This window comes from Mycobacterium sp. C31M (assembly GCF_053345865.1).
This window is the reverse complement of the sequence record NZ_JBKFAX010000003.1, coordinates 441702-460158: the sequence shown is the minus strand read 5'-3', so window position 1 is coordinate 460158 and position 18457 is coordinate 441702. Positions and strand designations below refer to the sequence as shown.

Sequence of the window (18457 nt, the reverse complement as noted above, 5' to 3'; positions counted from 1 at the left end):
CGTTGGCCGGGTCCTCGGTGGTGATCCGGCACTGCATGGCAGCGCCCCGGATCTGCAGGCCGTCCTGGCTCAGCCCGAGATCGGCCAGCGTCTCGCCGGCCGCGATCCGGAGTTGGCTCTGCACCAGGTCCACATCGGTGATCTCCTCGGTCACCGTGTGTTCCACCTGGATCCGCGGGTTCATCTCGATGAACACATGCCGTCCGCGCTCGTCGAGCAGGAACTCCACGGTACCGGCGCAGCTGTACCCGATGTGCTTGGCAAAGGCCACCGCGTCTGCGCAGATACGTTCCCGCAGTTCTGGTTCCAAGTTCGGTGCCGGCGCGAGCTCGATGACCTTCTGATGCCGACGCTGCAGGCTGCAGTCCCGCTCGAACAGGTGGATCACGTTGCCGACGCCGTCGGCCAGGATCTGCACCTCGATATGGCGCGGATTGACGACCGCCTGCTCGAGGAACACCGTCGGGTCACCGAAGGCCGACTCGGCCTCCCGCGAGGCCGCCTCGATGGCCTCGCGCAGGCCCGAGGCCTCCGCGACCCGGCGCATACCCCGGCCACCGCCACCGGCGACTGCCTTGACGAACACCGGAAACTCCATCGCCTCCGCGGCGTGCAGCAGCGCGTCGACATCCGCCGACGGCTCCGAGGAGGTCAGCACCGGCAGACCGGCAGCCTTGGCCGCCGCGATGGCACTGGCCTTGTTCCCGGTCAGCTCCAACACATCCGAAGAGGGTCCGACAAACGTGATGCCCTCGGCCGCACACGCCGAAGCGAGCTCGGGATTCTCGGACAGGAACCCGTAACCCGGATAGACCGCATCCGCGCCGGCATGCTTGGCCACCCGGATGATCTCGTCCACCGACAGGTAGGCCCGGACCGGGTGGCCCTCCTCGCCGATCTGATACGACTCGTCGGCCTTCAACCGGTGTACCGAGTTGCGATCCTCGAACGGGTACACCGCGACCGTCGTCGCACCGAGTTCGAACGCCGCGCGGAAGGCGCGGATCGCGATCTCACCGCGGTTGGCGACCAGTACCTTGGAGATCACCGTTCGAGCGGTCGCTGAACCGGACCCACATACTCACTGAGCGGGCGGATCAACGCGTTGGAGGCGGTCTGTTCCATGATGTGGGCGGTCCAGCCGGTGATCCGGCTCATCACGAAGATCGGTGTGAAGCAACCGATGTCGAAGCCCATCAGGTGGTATGCCGGGCCGGTCGGGAAGTCCAGGTTGGGCTTGATCCCGGTGGCCGCGGCCATATCGGCCTCCAACACGTTGTAGATATCCAGCCACTTCTTGCCGTCGCGGACCTCGGCGACGCGGATCAGCGCCTCTTTCATGGTTGGTACGCGGGAGTCGCCGTTCTTGTAGACGCGGTGCCCGAAGCCCATCACCTTGTCCTTGCGGGACAGCTTGCCGTGCAACCACGCCGACGCCTTGTCGGCACTGCCGATCTCCAACATGTCGTGCATGACGGCCTCGTTGGCGCCACCGTGTAGCGGGCCCTTAAGCGCGCCGATCCCCGCAGTGACGGCGCTGTAGATATCGGACTGGGTCGAGGTGACGACCCGAGCGGCGAAGGTGGAAGCATTGAAGCTGTGCTCGGCATAGAGCACCATCGACGCCTCGAACGCGTCGACAATGGCCTTCTCCGGCACGTCGCCGAAGCACATGTGCAGGAAATTCTGCGAGTAGCTCATATGGCTGTGCGGGGCGATCGGATCGAGACCGCGCCGCCGACGCATATCGGCGGCGACGATCGTCGGCAGCACGGCGAGCATCCGCAGTGACTTCTCGTAGTTCGACTTCGGGCTGCTGTCGTCCTCATCGGGATCCTGGGCGCCCATATAGCTGATCAGGGTGCGCACGGTGTCCATCGGATGGCACGTGTCGGGCAGCTTGGACAGCAGCGACTGCATGTTGCGGTCCATCCGCCGAGCGGCCCGCTCACGCTGCGTGAACAGCGCCAACTCCTGATCGTTCGGCAGCTCGCCGTGCCACAGCAGGTAGGCGACCTCCTCGAAGGAGCACTTGGTGGCCAGATCCTCCACCGCGTAACCGCGGTAGGTCAGCGAGTTGGTTTCGGGGACCACCTTGGAGACCGCGGTCGTGTCGACGACAACGCCGGCCAGACCCTTGTAGATGCGCGGGCTATCTTCAACAGCGCTCATGGTGTCACTCCCTGCAGTGCGAAATTGTAGATATCGGAGTCGAATTCGTTGTACTCGGCGTAGCGCAGCAGTTCATAGAGCCGACTGCGGTGTTGCATCTGGGTCAGCAGACCGGACTGTGTTCCTGCCGAGGCGATCTCGCGCAGACCGACCTCGACCGCATGCATGGCCAGCCGCAGCGTGGTGACCGGGTAGATGACCATGTTGTAGCCGATGTCGGACAGCTGGCCGGCGGTCAGCAGTTCGGATTTGCCGAACTCGGTCATGTTGGCCAGCAGCGGAGTGTCGACCGCGTCGCGGAAGTGCTCGAAATCGGCCGGGTTGTACAGGGCCTCGGTGAAGATGAGGTCGGCTCCGGCGTCGGCGTAGGCCTTGGCTCGGTCGATGGCCGCCCCGATCCCCTCGATGCCCGCGGCGTCGGTGCGGGCACAGATGATGAAGTTCGGGTCACGTCGCGCCGCCACTGCAGCCCGCAGCCGCTTCACCATCTCCGAGGTCTCGACCACCGCCTTGCCGTCCAGATGCCCGCAGCGCTTCGGGTTCACCTGATCCTCGAGGTGCAGACCGGCCAGGCCGGCGTCCTCCATCAGGGTGACCGTGCGCGCCGCGCTCATCGGCTCGCCGAAACCGGTGTCCGCGTCGATCAGCGTCGGCAGATCCGTCGCCGCCGCGATCTGCGCGCCGCGACTGGTCACCTCGGTCAGGGTGGTGAGCCCGATATCGGGCAGACCCAGGTCGGCCGAGAGCACCGCACCGGAGACATAGACACCGTCGAAGCCGATCTCGGCGACCAGCTTGGCCACCAGTGGCGAGAAGGCACCCGGGTAGCGTTGTAACCGGCCGGAATTCAGTGCGGTGCGAAACTTGGCGCGCTTCTCGGCAGCCGAGGTCGTCGCACCGAGCAGACCGCCGCTCACCGGAAGATCCCCGAGGGAATCGTCGGTGCCTTTTCGATGACCCGCGGGTCGACCTTGATGTTGAGCGCGCCCAGGCCGCCGGGCTTGATGCTCGCGACACCATCGGCGACGTTCAGGAAGCGCTGCTGCTCTTCGGCTTCCACCACACCCTCGGCTAGCACACCGAACTTGTGCACGTACTGCTCGCGGGCGAAGGGCCGGGCACCCAGCGGGTGCGCATCGGCGACGGCGAGCTCGTCGATGATGGTCTCGCCGCTCTTGAGGGTGATGACAGCCTTGGCGCCGAAGGCCTTTTCGGCCGGGTCGGTGCTGTGGTAACGACGCGTCCACTCCGGGTCCTCGACGGTGGAGATCTTGCTCCACAGCTCGATGGTGTCGGGGCGGTGCGCGCGCTCCGGGGCGTAGGAATGCTCGTGGTGCCAGGTGCCGTCCTGCAGCGCGACAGCGAAGATGTACATCACCGAGTGGTCCAGCGTCTCGCGTGAGGCGTCCGGGTCGAACTTCTGTGGGTCATTCGATCCGGTGCCGATCACCACGTGGGTGTGGTTGCTGGTGTGCAGCACGATCGAGGCAATCTGCTCCAGGTCACCGATGCGCTCGCGCATCCGGCGGGCCAGGTCGATGGGCGCCTGACTCTGGTACTCGGCTGAATGCTCCTTGGTGTAGGTGTCCAGAATCGCGCGCTTGGGCTCGCCCGGCTGCGGCAGCGGCACGGTGTAGGTACGTTCCGGCCCGCCCAGCATCCAGGCGATGACACCGTCCTCGCCCTCCCAGATGGGGGCCGGGGAACCCTCGCCGCGCATAGCGCGGTCCACGGCCTCGATGGCGACCTTTCCGGCCCAAGCCGGGGCGTAGGCCTTCCAGCTGGAGATCAGCCCCTTGCGGGACTGCCGGGTGGCGGTGGTCAGGTGCAGGGCCTGGCCGATGGCGTTGTAGATCGTCTCGGTATCCAGCCGCAGCATGGTGCCGAGGCCGGCGGCAGCGGACGGCCCGAGGTGGGCGACATGGTCGATCTTGTTCTCGTGCAGGCAGATGCCCTTGACCAGGTCCACCTGGACCTCATAGGCGGTCGCCAGGCCGCGGATCAGATCGGAACCGCGGATGCCCAGCTGTTGCCCGACGGCCACCAGAGCAGGGATGTTGTCACCGGGGTGGGAGTACTCGGCGGCCAGGAAGGTGTCGTGGAAGTCGAGTTCACGAACGGCCACACCGTTGGCGTAGGCGGCCCATTCCGCCGAGTAGGTGCCTTCGACACCGAAGACGGCGGCGCCCTGGCGGGTCGGATGAGCCAGCGCCTGGGCGCGGGCGACGGTCACGGGCCGTCGGATCACCGAGGCCGCGGACACCGACGCGTTGTCGATGATGCGGTTGATCACCATCTCCTCGGTGGCCGGATCGATCTCCACCGGGTCGGCGGCGACCTCGGCGATCTTCCAGGCGAGGTGTTCGGTGCGGGGGAAATCTTCGGCGCTGCGACGGGTACGGACCTCATGGTTCTGCATGATCCGCACGCTACGCACTGGCTTTTGACGTGCGAAAGTACCTGTAAATGCGTAATTTTGTGTCCTTGCTCTGCGACTTTTGCGAATCGTGTGTAAGACAGTTGGGATAGAGTCGCCCACGGTGGCGAAGACATTCGCGGGAGCCCGTCTGCGACGGCTCAGGGATGAGAAGGGCCTGACTCAGGTCGCGCTGGCGCGCGCGCTCGGACTGTCCACCAGCTACGTCAACCAACTGGAGAACGACCAGCGCCCGATCACGGTGGCCGTCCTGTTGGCCCTGTCGGACCGATTCGACCTGCCGACGCACTACTTCGCACCCGACTCGGACGCCCGCCTGGTATCCGACCTCCGGGAGGTCCTCACCGACGGATCGGCAACCGTCGCGCAGATCGAGGAACTGGTCGCGCGGATGCCCGAGATCGGGCAGACCCTGGTGAGCCTGCACCGTCGCCTGCACGATGCCACCGCCGAATTGGAATCCGTGCACGGCCGGGCCAACCTGGACGCGGTATCCGGCGCCCAGCAGCCGATGCCGTTCGAGGAGGTCCGCGACTTCTTCTATGACCGGCGCAATTACATCGACGCGCTGGATCGCGCGGCCGAGGAACTGTTCGCACGCCGCGGATTTCACATCGGCGGTCTGGACGGTCAACTCGCCGACCTGCTGGCCGACGAATTCGGGATCACCGTCCTGATCGACGACGGTGACAACCTGGGCGCCGGGGTGAAGCGCCGCTACTTGCCGGACACCAGGGCGCTCTATCTGGCGCGCTGGCTGTTACCCGGTCAGCGCGCCTTTCAAATGGCCACTCAGCTTGCGCTGCTCCTGCATTCGGATCTGATCGGGGCGATCGTGGCCACCGACGACCAACTCAGCGCCGAAGCTCGCGATGTGGCCCGGATCGGGCTTGCGAACTACTTCGCCGGCGCATTACTGCTGCCCTACCGCCTCTTCCTGTCCGCGGCCGAAGAGCTCCGCTACGACATCGACCAGCTGGCACGGCGTTTCGAGATGGGGTTCGAGACCGTCTGCCACCGGCTGTCGACTCTGCAGCGTCCGGATGCCCGCGGGGTGCCGTTCATCTTCGTTCGCACCGACAGTGCTGGCAACATCTCGAAGCGTCAGTCCGCCACGGCCTTTCACTTCTCCCGGGTCGGCGGCAACTGCCCACTGTGGGTGGTGCACCATGCGTTCTCCCGGCCGGGTGAGTTCCTCACCCAGGTGGCGCAGATGCCGGATGGCCGTAGCTACTTCTGGCTCGCGAAGACCTCGACGTCCACCCCGAGCCGATATCTCGGCACGCCGAAGAGTTTTGCGATCGGCCTGGGCTGCGATCTGACACATGCCGACAAGCTGGTCTATTCGGTCGGGATCGATCTGACCGATGAGGAGGCGACGGTGCCGATCGGTGCGGGCTGCCGGATCTGCGACCGCCCGGCCTGCCCGCAGCGGGCCTTTCCGTTCGTGGGGCGGCCGGTCCAGGTGGATCCGCAGACCAGTAGCAACCTGCCGTACTCCAGCGTCGCCCGATCGGTACCGAGCTAGCCTCCGATCAACGCGGCCCGCGCCAGCACCTCTTCGGCCTTCTTCACGTGCGCGGCGTCGACCAGCACACCCTCGACACCCACCGCACCGCGGCCGGCGGCCTCGGCCTCCCGGTAGGCCGCCATGTTGCGCTTGGCCAGCGCGATCTCCTCGGCGGTCGGGGCGAAGACCTCATTGGCGATCGGAATCTGGGTGGGGTGGATCGCCCATTTGCCGGTGTAGCCGTACAGCGAGGACCGGCGCGCCTCGGCCTCGTAACCGGCCAGGTCCTTGTAATCGGGGTAGGGCGAGTCGATGGCGTCGATACCGGCGATCCGCGCGGCCACCATGATCTTGTTGCGGGCGTACGCCCAGAAGTCGCCGGGATACTCACCCATCGGGACGAAGTTGGTGTCCACCCGCGCGCCCTGCGAGAGCGAGAAATCGCCGACACCGAAGATCACCGCGTCCAGCCGCGGACTGGCCCGCACGATCTCCTCGGCGTTGGCCAGACCCTCGACCTCCTCGATCAGTACCTCGAGCCGGATCTGCTTGGTCAGTCCCAGTTTTTCCTCCAGCTGGGTCAGCAGCAGATCAACCCACCAGACGTCGCGTGCGGTCTTGGCCTTGGGCACCACTATCGTGTCCAGCTGTGCGCCTGCCTGGGTGACGACCTCGATGATGTCGTCATGGCACCACTGGGTGTCCAGGCCGTTGATCCGGATGGCGCGGGCGGTGCGGCCCCAATCCAGTTGGGTCAGTGCATGGATGGCCTTGGCCCGGGATTCCACCTTGAGCGCCACCGGGGTGGCGTCCTCCAGATCGAGGAACACCAGGTCGGCGCCGCAGTTGACGCCCTTGACGAACATGTGGTCATTGCAGGCCGGCAGGGCCAGTTCGGAGCGCCGGATCAGGTCGGTCATGTACGCGAATTCCCCTGTTTTTCAGAGCACGCCGTCGGCGCGCAATTTGTCGATATCGTCTTGGTCGAGGCCCAGCAGTTCGCCATACACCTCGGCATTGTGCTCGCCCAGTCTGGGACCCAGATGTTCCAGTCGGGCGTCGTCACCGGAGAACCGCGGCACCGGAGCCTGCACGGTCATCGCACCCAGTTCCTCATCGGGCACCGAGACGAACACCTCGCGGTGCTTGAGCTGTTCGTCGGCGACCATGTCGGCGACGTCGTAAACCGGGCAAGCCGCCACCTCAGCAGCATCGAAGATTGCCATTGCGTCCGAGAGGGTCTGACCGGCAACCCATTCCGCGACGACGGCGTCCACCTCGGCGGCCCGGGCCAGCCGGCGTTGCGGGTCGGAGAAGTCGTCGTCGCTGACCAGATCGTCGCGGCCGATCGCCTTGAACACCCGCAACGCCAGCGTCGGCGAACTTCCGGACATCGCCAGCCATTTCCCGTCCGAGGTCTGATAGGTGTTGCGCGGGGCCGAGATATCCCACCGGTTGCCGCTGCGTTCGGTGACGATGCCGAGCTGGTCGTAGCCCAGCAGGTTCTGCTCCAGCAGCCGGGCCAGTGGATCGACGAGGTTGATGTCGATCAACTGCCCACCCGCGCCGTGCACATCGCGGTGGTACAGCGCCATCATCACCGCGTAGGCGGCATTCAGCGAGGCGACACCGTCGGCCAGCATGAACGGCGGCAGCGTGGGCGGCCCGCCCTTCTCACCGGTGACGTGGGCGAAGGTGCTCATCGCCTCGCCGAGGGTGCCGAAGCCGGGGCGCTGACTCTTGGGCCCGGACAGTCCGAATCCGGTGATGTGCAGCATCACGATCCGGTCGTTGACCGCGCGCAGGCTCGCGTAGTCCAAGCCCCACTTCTGCAGGGTCTGCGGCCGGGTGTTGACGATCACCACATCGGCCTGCGCGACAAGGCGCCGGACGATGTCCTGACCGGCCGACACCCGCAGGTTCAGGGTGATCGATCTCTTGTTGCGCGACACGGATTTCCACATCAGTCCGACGCCGTCGCGCTGGTTGCCCCAGGTGCGGATCGGGTCACCGTTGCGGGGTTCCTCGATCTTGATGACGTCGGCGCCGTACTCACCGAGGTAGGTGGCCGCCAACGGCGCGGCGGCCAGCGTGGCGAGGTCGAGAACCCGGACGCCGCTGAGCATATCGGCCACTAGGACGGCACTCCCGCCGCGGTCCGGTCGGGATTGGCCAGACCGAGATGCTCGCGCAGCGTCGAGCCCTGGTACCGGTCACGGAACACACCGCGGTGCTGCAACTCGGGCACCACCAGCCGGACGAATTCCTCGTAGGAGCCCGGGCAATGTGTTGCGGCCAGCACGAATCCGTCACAGGCGCCGCCGTGGAACCATTCCTCCATCTGGTCGGCGACCTGGGCTCCGGTGCCGACGAAGCGCGGGCCTTGTAGCAGGGTGGCGCGGTGGCCGGCCAGGTCGCGCACGGTGACAGTGTCACCGCCGATATGGGTGCGCAGGTTCTGCACCAGGCCGCGGATGCCCGACACCGAGGCGATCAACTCGTCGGTTACCGGATCGTCCAGATCATGTTGGGCGAAGTCGTAATTCATCAGCTCCGACAGTAGGGTCAGCGAGGCCATCGGGTCCACGAGATCGTTGAGGAACATCGCCTCGCGTTCCTTGGCGTGCGCCTCGGATTCACCGATCACCGCATACCCCATCGGGCAGATCCGCACCGAGGCCGGGTCGCGTCCACTGTCGGCGATCCGCTGCTTCTGGTCGGCGTAGTGGGTTTTGGCGACCTCGATGCCCGGGTCGCCGGTGAAGATCAGATCGGCCCAGCGGGAGGCGAAGTCGCGCCCACGACCCGAGGAGCCGGCCTGCAGGATGACGGGTCGGCCCTGCGGGGTGCGGGGTACCGTCAGCGGTCCGCGCGCGGAGAAGTACTGGCCCACATGGTTGAGTTCGTGCACCTTGGTCGGGTCGGCGTAGATGCCGTTCTCGCGGTCGTGCAGGATCGCGTCGGCCTCCCAGGTGTCCCACAGACCGGCCACGACATCGAGGAATTCGTCGGCGCGGTCGTAGCGCTCGTCGTGACCGAGATGGGACTCCAGTCCGTAGTTCTGCGCCTCGCTGTCATTGACCGAGGTGACGACGTTCCAGGCGGCGCGGCCGCGGGACAGGTGGTCCAGCGAGGCGAAGGTCCGGGCGACGTGGAACGGCGCGTAATAGGTGGTGGAGTACGTCGCACCGAGACCGATGCGCGACGTCGCCTGGGCCAGCACCCCGAGCACCACGCTGAGGTCGAGCTTCACCGGTCGCGCCCCGTACTTGACGGCCTCGGCGACCGATCCCCCGTAGATGCCGGGCATGGCCAGCCGGTCGTCGAAGAACATCAGGTCGAAGCAGCCCTCCTCGAGCTGCCTGCCGATCTTCGCGTAGTAGGAGGCGTCGAGGTAGTTGTGTTCGGTCGCCGGGTGCCGCCACGACCCGGCGTACACCGAGGTGCTGCCGGCCTGCATGAAGGCGACGAGTGACATCTGATCGGTCCGCATTTCTGAAACCTAACATCTGATATATCAGATTTCAATGACGATCTCGGCTAGGCTGCAGCGATGACCCGACCGGTGGACGTCTCCGGCACCGTGCGCGAACGCGCCGCCCGCGAACTGCGTAACCGGATTCTGACCGGCGCGCTCGAACCGGGCACCCGCATCGACCTGGACGCCATCACCGAGGAGTTCGCGACCAGCCGAACCCCGGTCCGTGAGGCGCTGCTGGAACTGTCCTTCGAGGGTCTGGTGAAGGTGGCCCCGCGCAGCGGGATCACCGTCGTCGGGATCGACGCCGACGACATCATGGACAGCTTCACCCTGCTCGGCGTGCTCACCGGGCAGGCCGCCGCCTGGGCGGCCGAGCGCGTCACGCCCGAGGAGTTGGTGCGGCTGCGGGAACTGGCCGACGAGGTGTCCTCACGCTCCGGCGAGGACACCATCGGCGAGGCCAACTGGCTGTTCCATCAGGCGATCCACCGCGCCGCACATTCGGGCCGGGTGCTGGCGCAGATCAAGCAGGCGGCGCGGGTCGTCCCGACGAACTTCCTGACACTGTTCCCCGATCACGAGCGGCACTCGCTGGACGAGCATGAGGCGCTACTGGACGCCCTCGAAGCTCGTGATGCCGACCGTGCCCGCGATATCGCCGAACGACACGTCCTGGACGCCGGCCGGTTCCTCGCCGACTGGCTGTCTCAGCGTCAGCGGTAGTAGAGCTCGCCACCGGTCGGGTAGCCGCCACCGGTGGTGGTGACGTGCACATGGTCATAGTGGCCGTAGCCGCCGGAGCCCTGCGCACCGGTCGGGGTGTAGTACGTGCCGCGCCAGATCGCGTCCTGCATGCCGAAGCGTGCGGCGTTCTTCATCACGTACGCGACGATCTGATTGCCGAGAGCGATGCCCTGCGCACTGCCCGGGTTGGGAATCATGACGTCCAGCGCCAAGCCGTTGGGATGCCAGCGCAGTGCGTCGGGCCGGACACCGCCGATGCTGCGGATCTCGGGGAACACCGCGCTGATGGCGCGGGCCGCCAGAATGGTCTTGACCTGCAGGCCGTGCTCCGGGGCGACCCCGGGCGGCAGCAGCAGCGGACGGTTGTCCGGACGCCACCGCGAGGCGGCCACCAGCTGGGCCGACGGTGCGCCGTTGGCCGCTGCGGCCGTCGACACCACCGCGTTCGGGCTCCAGGCGAAGGCCGCCGGTGCCGCGATGACCTCGACGCCGCTGACCGTGGCCTCAGCGACGGGCGCGATGGCCGGGCTGGCCACGGTGACCGGGCCGGTGGGGGCAGGCGGCTGGACTTCGGAGCCGATCGAGAACAGGACGGCCGCCGGGGCCACGATCGCGGCAAGCGCCGCCGACGACCGATATCGGCCGCTCGCCGTTGCTGTTCGCGCCATCTCACCGCACCTTGGGTATTGGTTCAGCACCCGCCGAGACCGTGGCGTTTGCTTGCCGTTACATATTCGTGACTTTGACCTCGGGACTATAACCCGGCGTGTCGCGGCGGCTCAACTCTTCGAGAAATTGGTATGTGCAGGTGAGGGGCTACGGCTGGGCCGGCACGGCCTGATTGGGCACCTGGATCGGGATGGGCGGCAGCAACGGAATCTCCAGATACGTCGTCGTCATCGCCGGTTGGGTGCTGGTCACTTCGGGCGTCGTCGTGACCGGCGCGACCGTCGTGGTGGTGGTCGTGGTCGACGGTGTCGTGGTCGTCGTTGTGGTGGTCGGCGGGGTCGTCGTGGTGGTTGTCGTCGTGGTCGTCGTGGTCGTGGTCGTTGTCGTCGTGGTGGTTGTTGTCGTCGTGGTGGTCGGCGGGGTCGTCGTGGTGGTGTAGGTCGTCGGCACCACCGGCGCGACGGGCTCGGGCGGCGGCGCGACCGGTTGCGGCGGGGGCGGCGGCGCCTGGGTCACGGTGACCACACCCGGCGGCGGCTCGACAGGCTGCGGGGCCTGCGCCGGGGGCGGGGTGTACACCCCGGAAACCGGGGCGGTCGACGGGGTGGGCGTCGGGGTTTCCGACGTTCCCGTCAGCGCGATCGCGACACCACCGAGGGCGACCACCGACAGGATGCCCGCCGCGGCGAAGACCGCCATCGGCACCCGCGGCACGCCACGGGGCGCTTCCTGGTAGTCGGACGGAATCTGTTGGGAGACAACCCTGGTGGTGTCGTCCCCCAGGTAGGGGTTGACGGTTGGATAGTCGTCGGGACCGGTGTAAGGCACCGGCTCACCACCGGCATCGTCGTCCTGTGACCATGCCAGCGCCCGGAACGTCGACGAACCGGTCGGGTCGTGACTGATCGCCGATGCCGGCGCCAGGCTGGTAGGCGCGTCACCGCCGGCCGCCGGCGCCATCCCGGTCTGCGCACCGGTATCGGTGCCATACGCCGCCCGCAACGCGGCACCCAGCGCCGCGTCCAAGGCGGGCTGCGGGGTGTTCACCACCGGCGTCTGGGTGTGCTCGGACAGCTTCTGGGTGATCATCGGAATGCTGGCCCCACCACCCACGGTGGCGATCACCGACACATCTGACCAGCTGATCCTGTTGCGCTGCAACAGATTGTCCAGTTCGGAGAGCACCAGCGCGAACGGCTCGGCCAGCAGCGCCTCCAGTTCGGCGCGGGTCACCCGCACCACCGAACGCACACCGGGCAGGACGACCTCGACCTCGGTTGCCGTCGTACCCGACAACCGCTCCTTGGCCTTTCGGCATTCGTCGCGCAGCACGCCGAGTTGGCCGACCGCCGCGGTGACGTCGGAGTCGGTGTCGTTGACCCCGGCCAGCACGTGACCGAGCAACGCCTGATCGATGAGGTCACCGGAAAAGTCGGCGACGCGGGCGGTCTCGTCGAGTGGCTCGAAGCCCGAAGCGGCATCGGCGAGCGTGATGCTGGTACCGCCGCCACCCAGGTCGATCAACACCACCGGACCGGTCGCATTCAATCCCGGATTGGTGTTCAACGCGGTCAGCGAGGTGACGGCATCCGACACCAGCCGCGGGGCCGTCCCGCCGGGCGACAGCACCGGGTTGGCGCGGATGGCCGCCCGCAGCGTCCGCATGGTGGCCGGTGTCCAGTGCGCGGGCACCGCGATCACCGTCTGATCCGACACTGCCGGGCCGATCAACGCCTCCAGCGCCTCCACCAGCAGGTCGTCGGCCAGGTACGAGGATCCGTCAGGCGCCACCAGCGGCACCGGATCACCTACGCGTTCAACGAATCCGGTCAGCACCTGACCGGGCCGGGTGGACGGCACACCGACTTCCGGCGCGCCGTCGGTGGGTAGGGTCAGCACCGCGCGCCGGGTCACAGGTGAGTCGCCGACACGAGCCGCGACCAGATTGGTCGTCCCGATCGACAACCCCAACGGGTCGCTCATATCGAGCCCACCCTAGCCGCACGGTACGCAATCCGTGCAACAGACACTCCGCCACAGCCCGAAGACCAGGCGAAACACGTTCAGCCGCTGAACCTTTGAATCAGCTGTGCGACGGCGCCAGCCTGCGCACCACCGCCGACCCGGCCGCGCCGGCGATGATGCAGCCGATCCCGACCGGCGCGGACACCGAATCCGACACCAGCCCGGCGATCCCGGTGACCAGCACGAACGGTGGTAACCAGTCCACCACCGCGAGCAGCGAGGGCACCGGCTGACCTGGCTCGGGCGCGACCCGGGCCGTCGCACGGTCGGGATAGAACTCGGTGAAGGACACCGCGAAGATGATCGCGCCGATCGGCACGATCCAGGCCGTCCAGAAATTGTCGGCATCGCCGAGCAGCAGGCCGCCGATCGCGCCGGCGACCGCCGAGACGGTGAACGCGCAGGCCCAGACCGCCGAGATCCGCTGGTTGATCCGCAGGAACAGCGGTGATTCCCAGTGCTCGGGCGGTGTGGTGTCGCGGGCGTAGGGCAGGGTGAAGGGCCGCCCGATCAGCAGGGTGACGATCGCGAACACGGCCAGCGCGATATTGCTGATCTCACCCGCCCAGCGCTGCAGCCAGTCCAGGCCGTCCGGCGGCACGATCAGCCCGATGGCCGCGAGCACACCGAAGAACACCGCGGTGAAGGCCTCCAGCAGATGCACCGGGACGCCGCGACGCCGTCCCACCCACAGCGTCAGCAGGGTCAGACCCAACGCGGCGGCCGCGGCCTCCTCGAAGCGGCCCGGGCCGGCCACCAGCGCCATCAGGATCCACGGTGCGATACCCGCGAACGGGCTCTTGACGAAGGCGTCAACCAGAGGCATGACCGGACTTTAGGACACGACCGATACCGCTGTGTTGTGATGGCCGACATGACGGACACCGCACGTGAAATCGAAGAGATCAAACAGGTCAAGTACCGCTACCTGCGCGCGCTGGACACCAAGCACTGGGATGATTTCGCGGCGACGCTCACCGAGGACATCGACGGCGACTACGGCTCCAATCCGGACGGCAGCGGCACCCTGCGCTTCACCGACCGCGACACCCTCGTCGAATACATGCGCACCTCGCTGGGACCGGCCGTCATCACCGAACACCGGGTCGACCATCCGGAGATCACGCTAGAGAGCCCCGACACGGCGACCGGTCGCTGGTACCTGCAGGACCGGGTGATCGCGGCCGACTTCAACTTCATGCTGATCGGTGCGGCGTTCTACCGTGACCGCTACCGCCGCACCGCCGACGGCTGGAAGATCTGCGCCACAGGTTACGACCGCACCTACGAGGCAACCATGTCGACGGAGAATCTCGGGTTCCATCTGAAACCCGGTCCGGCGCTTGCTACTTAGATACCGCGATCAGGGCACCGGGCCGCAGCCACTTCATGATCTTCACCAGCATCGCATCCTCGATCGCGATGCACCCGGCCGTCGGGCCACCGTCGGTGGTGTGCAGGAAGAAGGCACTGCCCGCCCCGGGCACCCGCGCCTTGTTCACGCCCATCACCACCGCGTGTGCGTACTGCGGGATCTGCAGGTTCTCGGTGCCGGTACCACCGCCGATGCCGAACGGGCACTGCTCGCGTTTACACACCTGCATGGTGTTGTAGGTCGGACTGTCGACGTCACCGTCCCACCAGTGGTCAGGGCCGACCTGCACGTGCGGTAGCCCGCCGCCGGGGTTGGGCTCGGTGCCGAACGCGAAGTCCAGGGTGAAGATGCCCATCGGAGTCTTCATCGATCCCTCCCGGATGTCCTGGGCCATCCCGTTCGATCCGATCTGCGCCGAGATGCCGACCCCGATGGGCTGCCAGCCGGCCGCGGTGCGCTCCCAGACGTCCATCTTGGCGTTCGAACCGCCCACGCCCACAACCGAAATGACCTGGGTGGCGGAGCCGACGGATGAAGCGAACCACGGTGTTTCGGCGGCGGCCGCCGGCGGCGCCGTCGCGAGGATCAGCACGAGCGCGCCAAGCATCACGAGCAATCGGCGCATCGGTCCATGGTCGGCGGCGCGGCAGCTGTGGGTCAAGTCAAGTTTTGGACACGGTGATCTTGGTTAGTTTGGATGCCATGGGACTGGGAACGCTGGACCGCCGCATCTTCGACGCCGTCGCCGAATCCGACAGTCCGCTGCTGGACACCGTGATGCCGCGGCTCACCTCGGCCGCCGACCACTCCAAGCTGTGGCTGGCCATCGGCGCCGCCCTGGCCGCCACCGGTACGCCGTCGATGCGACGCGGTGCCGGACGCGGGGTGCTGACGCTGGCCGTGACCAGCCTGCTCACCAATCAGGGCGCCAAGCGAATCTGGAAGCGGCCCCGACCCGACCACATGGGTGTGCCGCTGATCCGGCGCTCCCGGCGGATGCCGACCTCGAACTCGCTGCCGTCCGGCCATTCGGCCAGCGCGGCGGCCTTCGCGGTCGGTGTCGGCCTGGAGAACCGCTCGCTCGGCGTCGGCCTCGGCGTGCTGGCCGGGCTGGTCGGGCTGTCCCGGGTGGCCACCGGCGCGCACTATCCAGGCGACGTGCTGGCCGGTTTCGGGATCGGGACCGCGGTGGCGCTCGTCGGGGCCCGCATCGTGCCGACCATTGCCGCACCACTGCCGACCACCAGCAGTCCGCTGCGTTATGACACCCCCGCCCGGCCCGACGGGGCCGGCGTGATTCTGGTCGTCAACCCGAACTCCGGCAGCGGGACGGGGGCGCGGATCATCGACGAGGTGCGGGAGGCATTGCCGGCCCTGGAGGTCGTCGAGGTCGGCGACGATCAGGACATCGAGCAGGAGCTCCGCGACGCGGCCGCGCGCGCCGAGGTGCTGGCGGTCGGCGGCGGTGACGGCACCGTGTCCTGCGCCGCGGGTGTCGCGCTGGAGGCCGGCGTACCGTTGGCCGTATTTCCCGGCGGCACGTTCAACCACTTCGCCAAGGACATCGGCTGCGATACCGTCGCCGCCACCATCGAGGCCATCCGGACCGGTTCGGCGGCCAACGTCGACGCCATCCGCTTCAACGACACCGATACCGTCGTCAACACCGCGAGCATCGGCGCGTACCCGCACTTCGTCCGGATCCGGGAAAAGCTGGAGCACAAGACCGGCAAGCCGCTGGCCGGTGCCTACGCGCTGTATCGCACGCTGCGCAGCGACCCGTCGGTGCGCATCCGTTATGACGGACGGACCGTGCAGACCTCGCTGTTCTTCCTGGGTAACTCGCTGTACTCACCGTCGGGTTTTGCACCGTCGCGGCGGGTGCGGATGGACGACGGCCTGATCGACGTCCGCATCCTGGAGACCGGCCGCCGGTTCAGCACGGTGCGCATCCTGACCGCGCTGGCCCTCGGGAGGCTGGAATTCAGCCCGCTGTACCACGAACTGCGGGTTCCCGAATTCAGCTTCACCGCCGTCGACGGGCCCACCCCGATCGCCCATGACGGCGAGGTCGAGATGGTCTGTCAGGACGCCGAATTCAAGGTGCTGTACCGGGCGCTACCGGTTTTTCGTCCACTGCCTCGGGAAGTATGAGCACCGGCAGCCAGATCAACACCCACAGATAACCCAGCGCCCAACCGGCCAGCACGTCCGAGGGGTGGTGCACATTGAGCACCACCCGGCCGAACCCCACCATCAGCACCGTCAGCACACCGAGCACCACAGTCGTTGTGCGCCAACGGCGCAGCCGGTCCCACGCGGCGATCGTCATCGCGATGACCGCAACCGTGATACCGAGCGCGTGGCCGGACGGAAACGACGACGAGAACTCGTCGACCAGGGCGGTGTCCGGGCGGGGCCGGTCCACAAGGGCTTTCACCAGCACCACCACCAGCCCCGAGGCCTCGACCGTGAGCGTCAGGAAGATCGCGACGCGGTACCGGCCACGCCAGAGCGCCCATCCGATCCAGATGAGTGCCAGCAGTCGGAACACCGCCGGGTGCAGCACATTGCACAGCAGGTTCCAGCTGTCCACCCACAGCGGGTGCGCCGCCCCGTAGCTGTGCAGCGGATCCAGCACCGCCCAGTCCGCGGCCGCCATCCACGACCAGCCCCACACCACCCCGCTCAGTGCGGTCAGGAACACCGCGATCGCCACGACCGCTGCGGCCAACTGCGCTGGACGGGACACCCCACCGAGGGTAGGCGACCGCCGATGCACCGCACGCAGGTGGCGTATCGTGCGGCCTATGGCTGTATTCCTGCGCAAGTTGCTGCGGATCGGCAGGCTCCCCGAGGAACTCCGCGCCGAGGTCGAGGCCGAGGGCATCATCCACCTCGCCGAGTACGTCGCCGTCACCCGGCGCTTCTCCGGCCAGGTCCCGGGCAAGCGGTCCGTGGGAAGTGTCTCCGGTTTCACCGGATCGCTGGTGCTCACCGACCAGCGGGTGCTGGGCACGCTGTCCACCATGCCGGGGCTGGCCGGACGCACCATCGACCAGCGTTGGGATGCAGTGCAATCCGGCACGGTCACCGCCGATCTGTCGTCGGCCGGGTTGGTGCTCAACGTCGATATCGCCCAGGTCGATGCGCGCTGCTCGGGGACGCTGTCCCTGCACTACAAGGAGCCGCTGTCCGATGAGATCCTGGCGCGGGTGCCACGCCGGTCGCTGGGCTATGACGTGCCGCCGGAATTCGTCTTCCGCGCCGTCGGGGTGCCATACCACCCGTGATCCTCGACTACGATGTTGCCCTGCGCGACCGGATCCGCGCCAACCTGGCCGGGCACACCCGCCGCACCGTGACCGACCCGGCCAAACGCCACGCCGCCGTCGCGATCACGCTGGTCGACTCGAGTATCGGGGAGGACCGGGTGGACCCCGCCCCGGTCGACGATTGGGTGGCAGGCAGGCCGATGCCCGACAATCTCGACGGGCGGATGGTCGACGTTTCCGGGGGTGCGTCATTCCTGTTGTGCCGCAGGGCATCGCGGCTCAGTTCGCATGCCGCACAGTGGGCCCTGCCGGGCGGCCGGCTCGACCCCGGCGAAACCGTCGTCGATGCCGCGCTGCGCGAACTGCACGAGGAAGTCGGCGTCGAACTCCCCGGTGATGCCGTACTCGGATTGCTCGACGACTACCCGACCCGCTCGGGTTATGTGATCACCCCGGTGGTGCTGTGGGGTGGCGGGCGGCTGGAGTTGCGCCCCTCACCCGATGAGGTGGTCGCCGTCTACCGGGTCGGCCTGCACCAGCTGCAGCGGACCGATTCGCCGCGGTTCATCACCATCCCGGAGAGCCCGCGGCCGGTGGTGCAGATCCCGCTGGGTGGCGATCTGATCCACGCCCCGACCGGCGCGGTCCTACTGCAGCTGCGCTGGCTCGGACTCGAAGGCCGCGGTGATGCCGTCGACGATCTGGAACAGCCGGTATTCGCCTGGAAATAGCCAGGTTCTGCAGACCGGTCGCACACTGTGGAATGGTG

Annotated in this window: 18 protein-coding genes; 6 read left to right on the top strand and 12 right to left on the bottom strand. The window is 67.4% G+C overall.

What is annotated here, in order from left to right:
• The 4 genes from ACLBYA_RS07085 to prpD all read right to left on the bottom strand — a co-directional run.
• A partial coding sequence (locus ACLBYA_RS07085) for an ATP-binding protein (RefSeq protein ID WP_447708640.1) occupies window positions 1–1048 on the bottom strand: 1048 nt, incomplete at its 3' end.
• The gene (locus ACLBYA_RS07080) at window positions 1045–2172 is read right to left on the bottom strand and encodes a bifunctional 2-methylcitrate synthase/citrate synthase (protein ID WP_447708639.1); all 1128 of its coding nucleotides are present in this window, start codon (window positions 2170–2172) and stop codon (window positions 1045–1047) included. The genes ACLBYA_RS07080 and ACLBYA_RS07085, both read right to left, overlap by 4 nt.
• Window positions 2169–3089 (bottom strand): methylisocitrate lyase, encoded by a 921-nt coding sequence (prpB, locus tag ACLBYA_RS07075; protein WP_447708638.1) that lies wholly within the window; start codon window positions 3087–3089, stop codon window positions 2169–2171. The genes ACLBYA_RS07080 and prpB overlap by 4 nt, the downstream gene beginning before the upstream one ends.
• Window positions 3086–4591: a 2-methylcitrate dehydratase PrpD gene (gene prpD, locus ACLBYA_RS07070; protein ID WP_447708637.1), complete on the bottom strand. Its 1506-nt coding sequence runs from the start codon at window positions 4589–4591 to the stop codon at window positions 3086–3088. Before prpD ends, prpB begins: the two co-directional genes overlap by 4 nt.
• A 121-nt stretch (window positions 4592–4712) precedes the next feature.
• On the opposite strand from prpD, the gene ACLBYA_RS07065 reads away from it, so the two are divergent.
• Window positions 4713–6137, top strand: coding sequence for a short-chain fatty acyl-CoA regulator family protein (locus tag ACLBYA_RS07065; protein WP_447708636.1), 1425 nt, complete (start codon window positions 4713–4715; stop codon window positions 6135–6137).
• Here the strand turns inward: ACLBYA_RS07065 and ACLBYA_RS07060 are convergent.
• Genes ACLBYA_RS07060 through ACLBYA_RS07050 form a run of 3 tightly spaced genes read right to left on the bottom strand, consistent with a single transcriptional unit; the run spans window position 6134 to window position 9612 of the window.
• Window positions 6134–7039, bottom strand: coding sequence for an HpcH/HpaI aldolase/citrate lyase family protein (locus ACLBYA_RS07060; protein WP_447708635.1), 906 nt, complete (start codon window positions 7037–7039; stop codon window positions 6134–6136). The genes ACLBYA_RS07065 and ACLBYA_RS07060 overlap by 4 nt on opposite strands.
• A gap of 21 nt (window positions 7040–7060) precedes the next feature.
• Complete coding sequence (locus ACLBYA_RS07055) at window positions 7061–8245, bottom strand: CaiB/BaiF CoA transferase family protein (protein ID WP_447708672.1); 1185 nt, start codon at window positions 8243–8245, stop codon at window positions 7061–7063.
• 8 nt (window positions 8246–8253) lie between these two features.
• Entirely contained in the window at window positions 8254–9612 is a 1359-nt protein-coding gene (locus ACLBYA_RS07050) for an LLM class flavin-dependent oxidoreductase (protein WP_447708634.1), read from the bottom strand.
• A 60-nt stretch (window positions 9613–9672) separates the two neighbouring features.
• Here ACLBYA_RS07050 and ACLBYA_RS07045 point away from each other — a divergent pair, with 60 nt between their 5' ends.
• Entirely contained in the window at window positions 9673–10323 is a 651-nt protein-coding gene (locus tag ACLBYA_RS07045) for a GntR family transcriptional regulator (protein WP_447708633.1), read from the top strand.
• On the opposite strand, the gene ACLBYA_RS07040 is transcribed toward ACLBYA_RS07045, so the two are convergent.
• The 3 genes from ACLBYA_RS07040 to ACLBYA_RS07030 all read right to left on the bottom strand — a co-directional run bounded on the left by ACLBYA_RS07040 (window position 10314) and on the right by ACLBYA_RS07030 (window position 13864).
• Entirely contained in the window at window positions 10314–11012 is a 699-nt protein-coding gene (locus tag ACLBYA_RS07040; RefSeq protein WP_447708632.1) for a hypothetical protein, read from the bottom strand. The genes ACLBYA_RS07045 and ACLBYA_RS07040 overlap by 10 nt on opposite strands.
• 148 nt (window positions 11013–11160) lie before the next feature.
• The gene (locus ACLBYA_RS07035) at window positions 11161–12996 is read right to left on the bottom strand and encodes an Hsp70 family protein (RefSeq protein WP_447708631.1); all 1836 of its coding nucleotides are present in this window, start codon (window positions 12994–12996) and stop codon (window positions 11161–11163) included.
• A gap of 100 nt (window positions 12997–13096) precedes the next feature.
• Window positions 13097–13864, bottom strand: coding sequence for a hypothetical protein (locus tag ACLBYA_RS07030; protein ID WP_447708630.1), 768 nt, complete (start codon window positions 13862–13864; stop codon window positions 13097–13099).
• Between the two features lie 39 nt (window positions 13865–13903).
• On the opposite strand from ACLBYA_RS07030, the gene ACLBYA_RS07025 reads away from it, so the two are divergent.
• Window positions 13904–14392: a nuclear transport factor 2 family protein gene (locus ACLBYA_RS07025; RefSeq protein ID WP_447708629.1), complete on the top strand. Its 489-nt coding sequence runs from the start codon at window positions 13904–13906 to the stop codon at window positions 14390–14392.
• Here ACLBYA_RS07025 and ACLBYA_RS07020 read toward each other — a convergent pair.
• Entirely contained in the window at window positions 14385–15038 is a 654-nt protein-coding gene (locus ACLBYA_RS07020; protein ID WP_447708628.1) for a L,D-transpeptidase family protein, read from the bottom strand. The two genes, ACLBYA_RS07025 and ACLBYA_RS07020, sit on opposite strands and share 8 nt — an antisense overlap.
• Before the next feature lie 77 nt (window positions 15039–15115).
• Between ACLBYA_RS07020 and ACLBYA_RS07015 the strand changes: the two genes are divergently transcribed.
• The gene (locus ACLBYA_RS07015) at window positions 15116–16567 is read left to right on the top strand and encodes a diacylglycerol kinase family protein (protein WP_447708627.1); all 1452 of its coding nucleotides are present in this window, start codon (window positions 15116–15118) and stop codon (window positions 16565–16567) included.
• Here the strand turns inward: ACLBYA_RS07015 and ACLBYA_RS07010 are convergent.
• Window positions 16512–17165 carry a phosphatase PAP2 family protein gene (locus tag ACLBYA_RS07010; protein ID WP_447708626.1) on the bottom strand — a complete coding sequence of 218 codons (654 nt, stop codon included), beginning with the start codon at window positions 17163–17165 and terminating at the stop codon, window positions 16512–16514. The two genes, ACLBYA_RS07015 and ACLBYA_RS07010, sit on opposite strands and share 56 nt — an antisense overlap.
• A gap of 58 nt (window positions 17166–17223) precedes the next feature.
• Between ACLBYA_RS07010 and ACLBYA_RS07005 the strand changes: the two genes are divergently transcribed.
• Together ACLBYA_RS07005 and ACLBYA_RS07000 are read left to right on the top strand one after the other, a co-directional pair.
• Complete coding sequence (locus ACLBYA_RS07005; RefSeq protein ID WP_447708625.1) at window positions 17224–17706, top strand: hypothetical protein; 483 nt, start codon at window positions 17224–17226, stop codon at window positions 17704–17706.
• Window positions 17703–18419, top strand: coding sequence for an NUDIX hydrolase (locus ACLBYA_RS07000; protein WP_447708624.1), 717 nt, complete (start codon window positions 17703–17705; stop codon window positions 18417–18419). The genes ACLBYA_RS07005 and ACLBYA_RS07000 overlap by 4 nt, the downstream gene beginning before the upstream one ends.
• The last annotated feature ends 38 nt before the right edge of the window (window positions 18420–18457 follow it).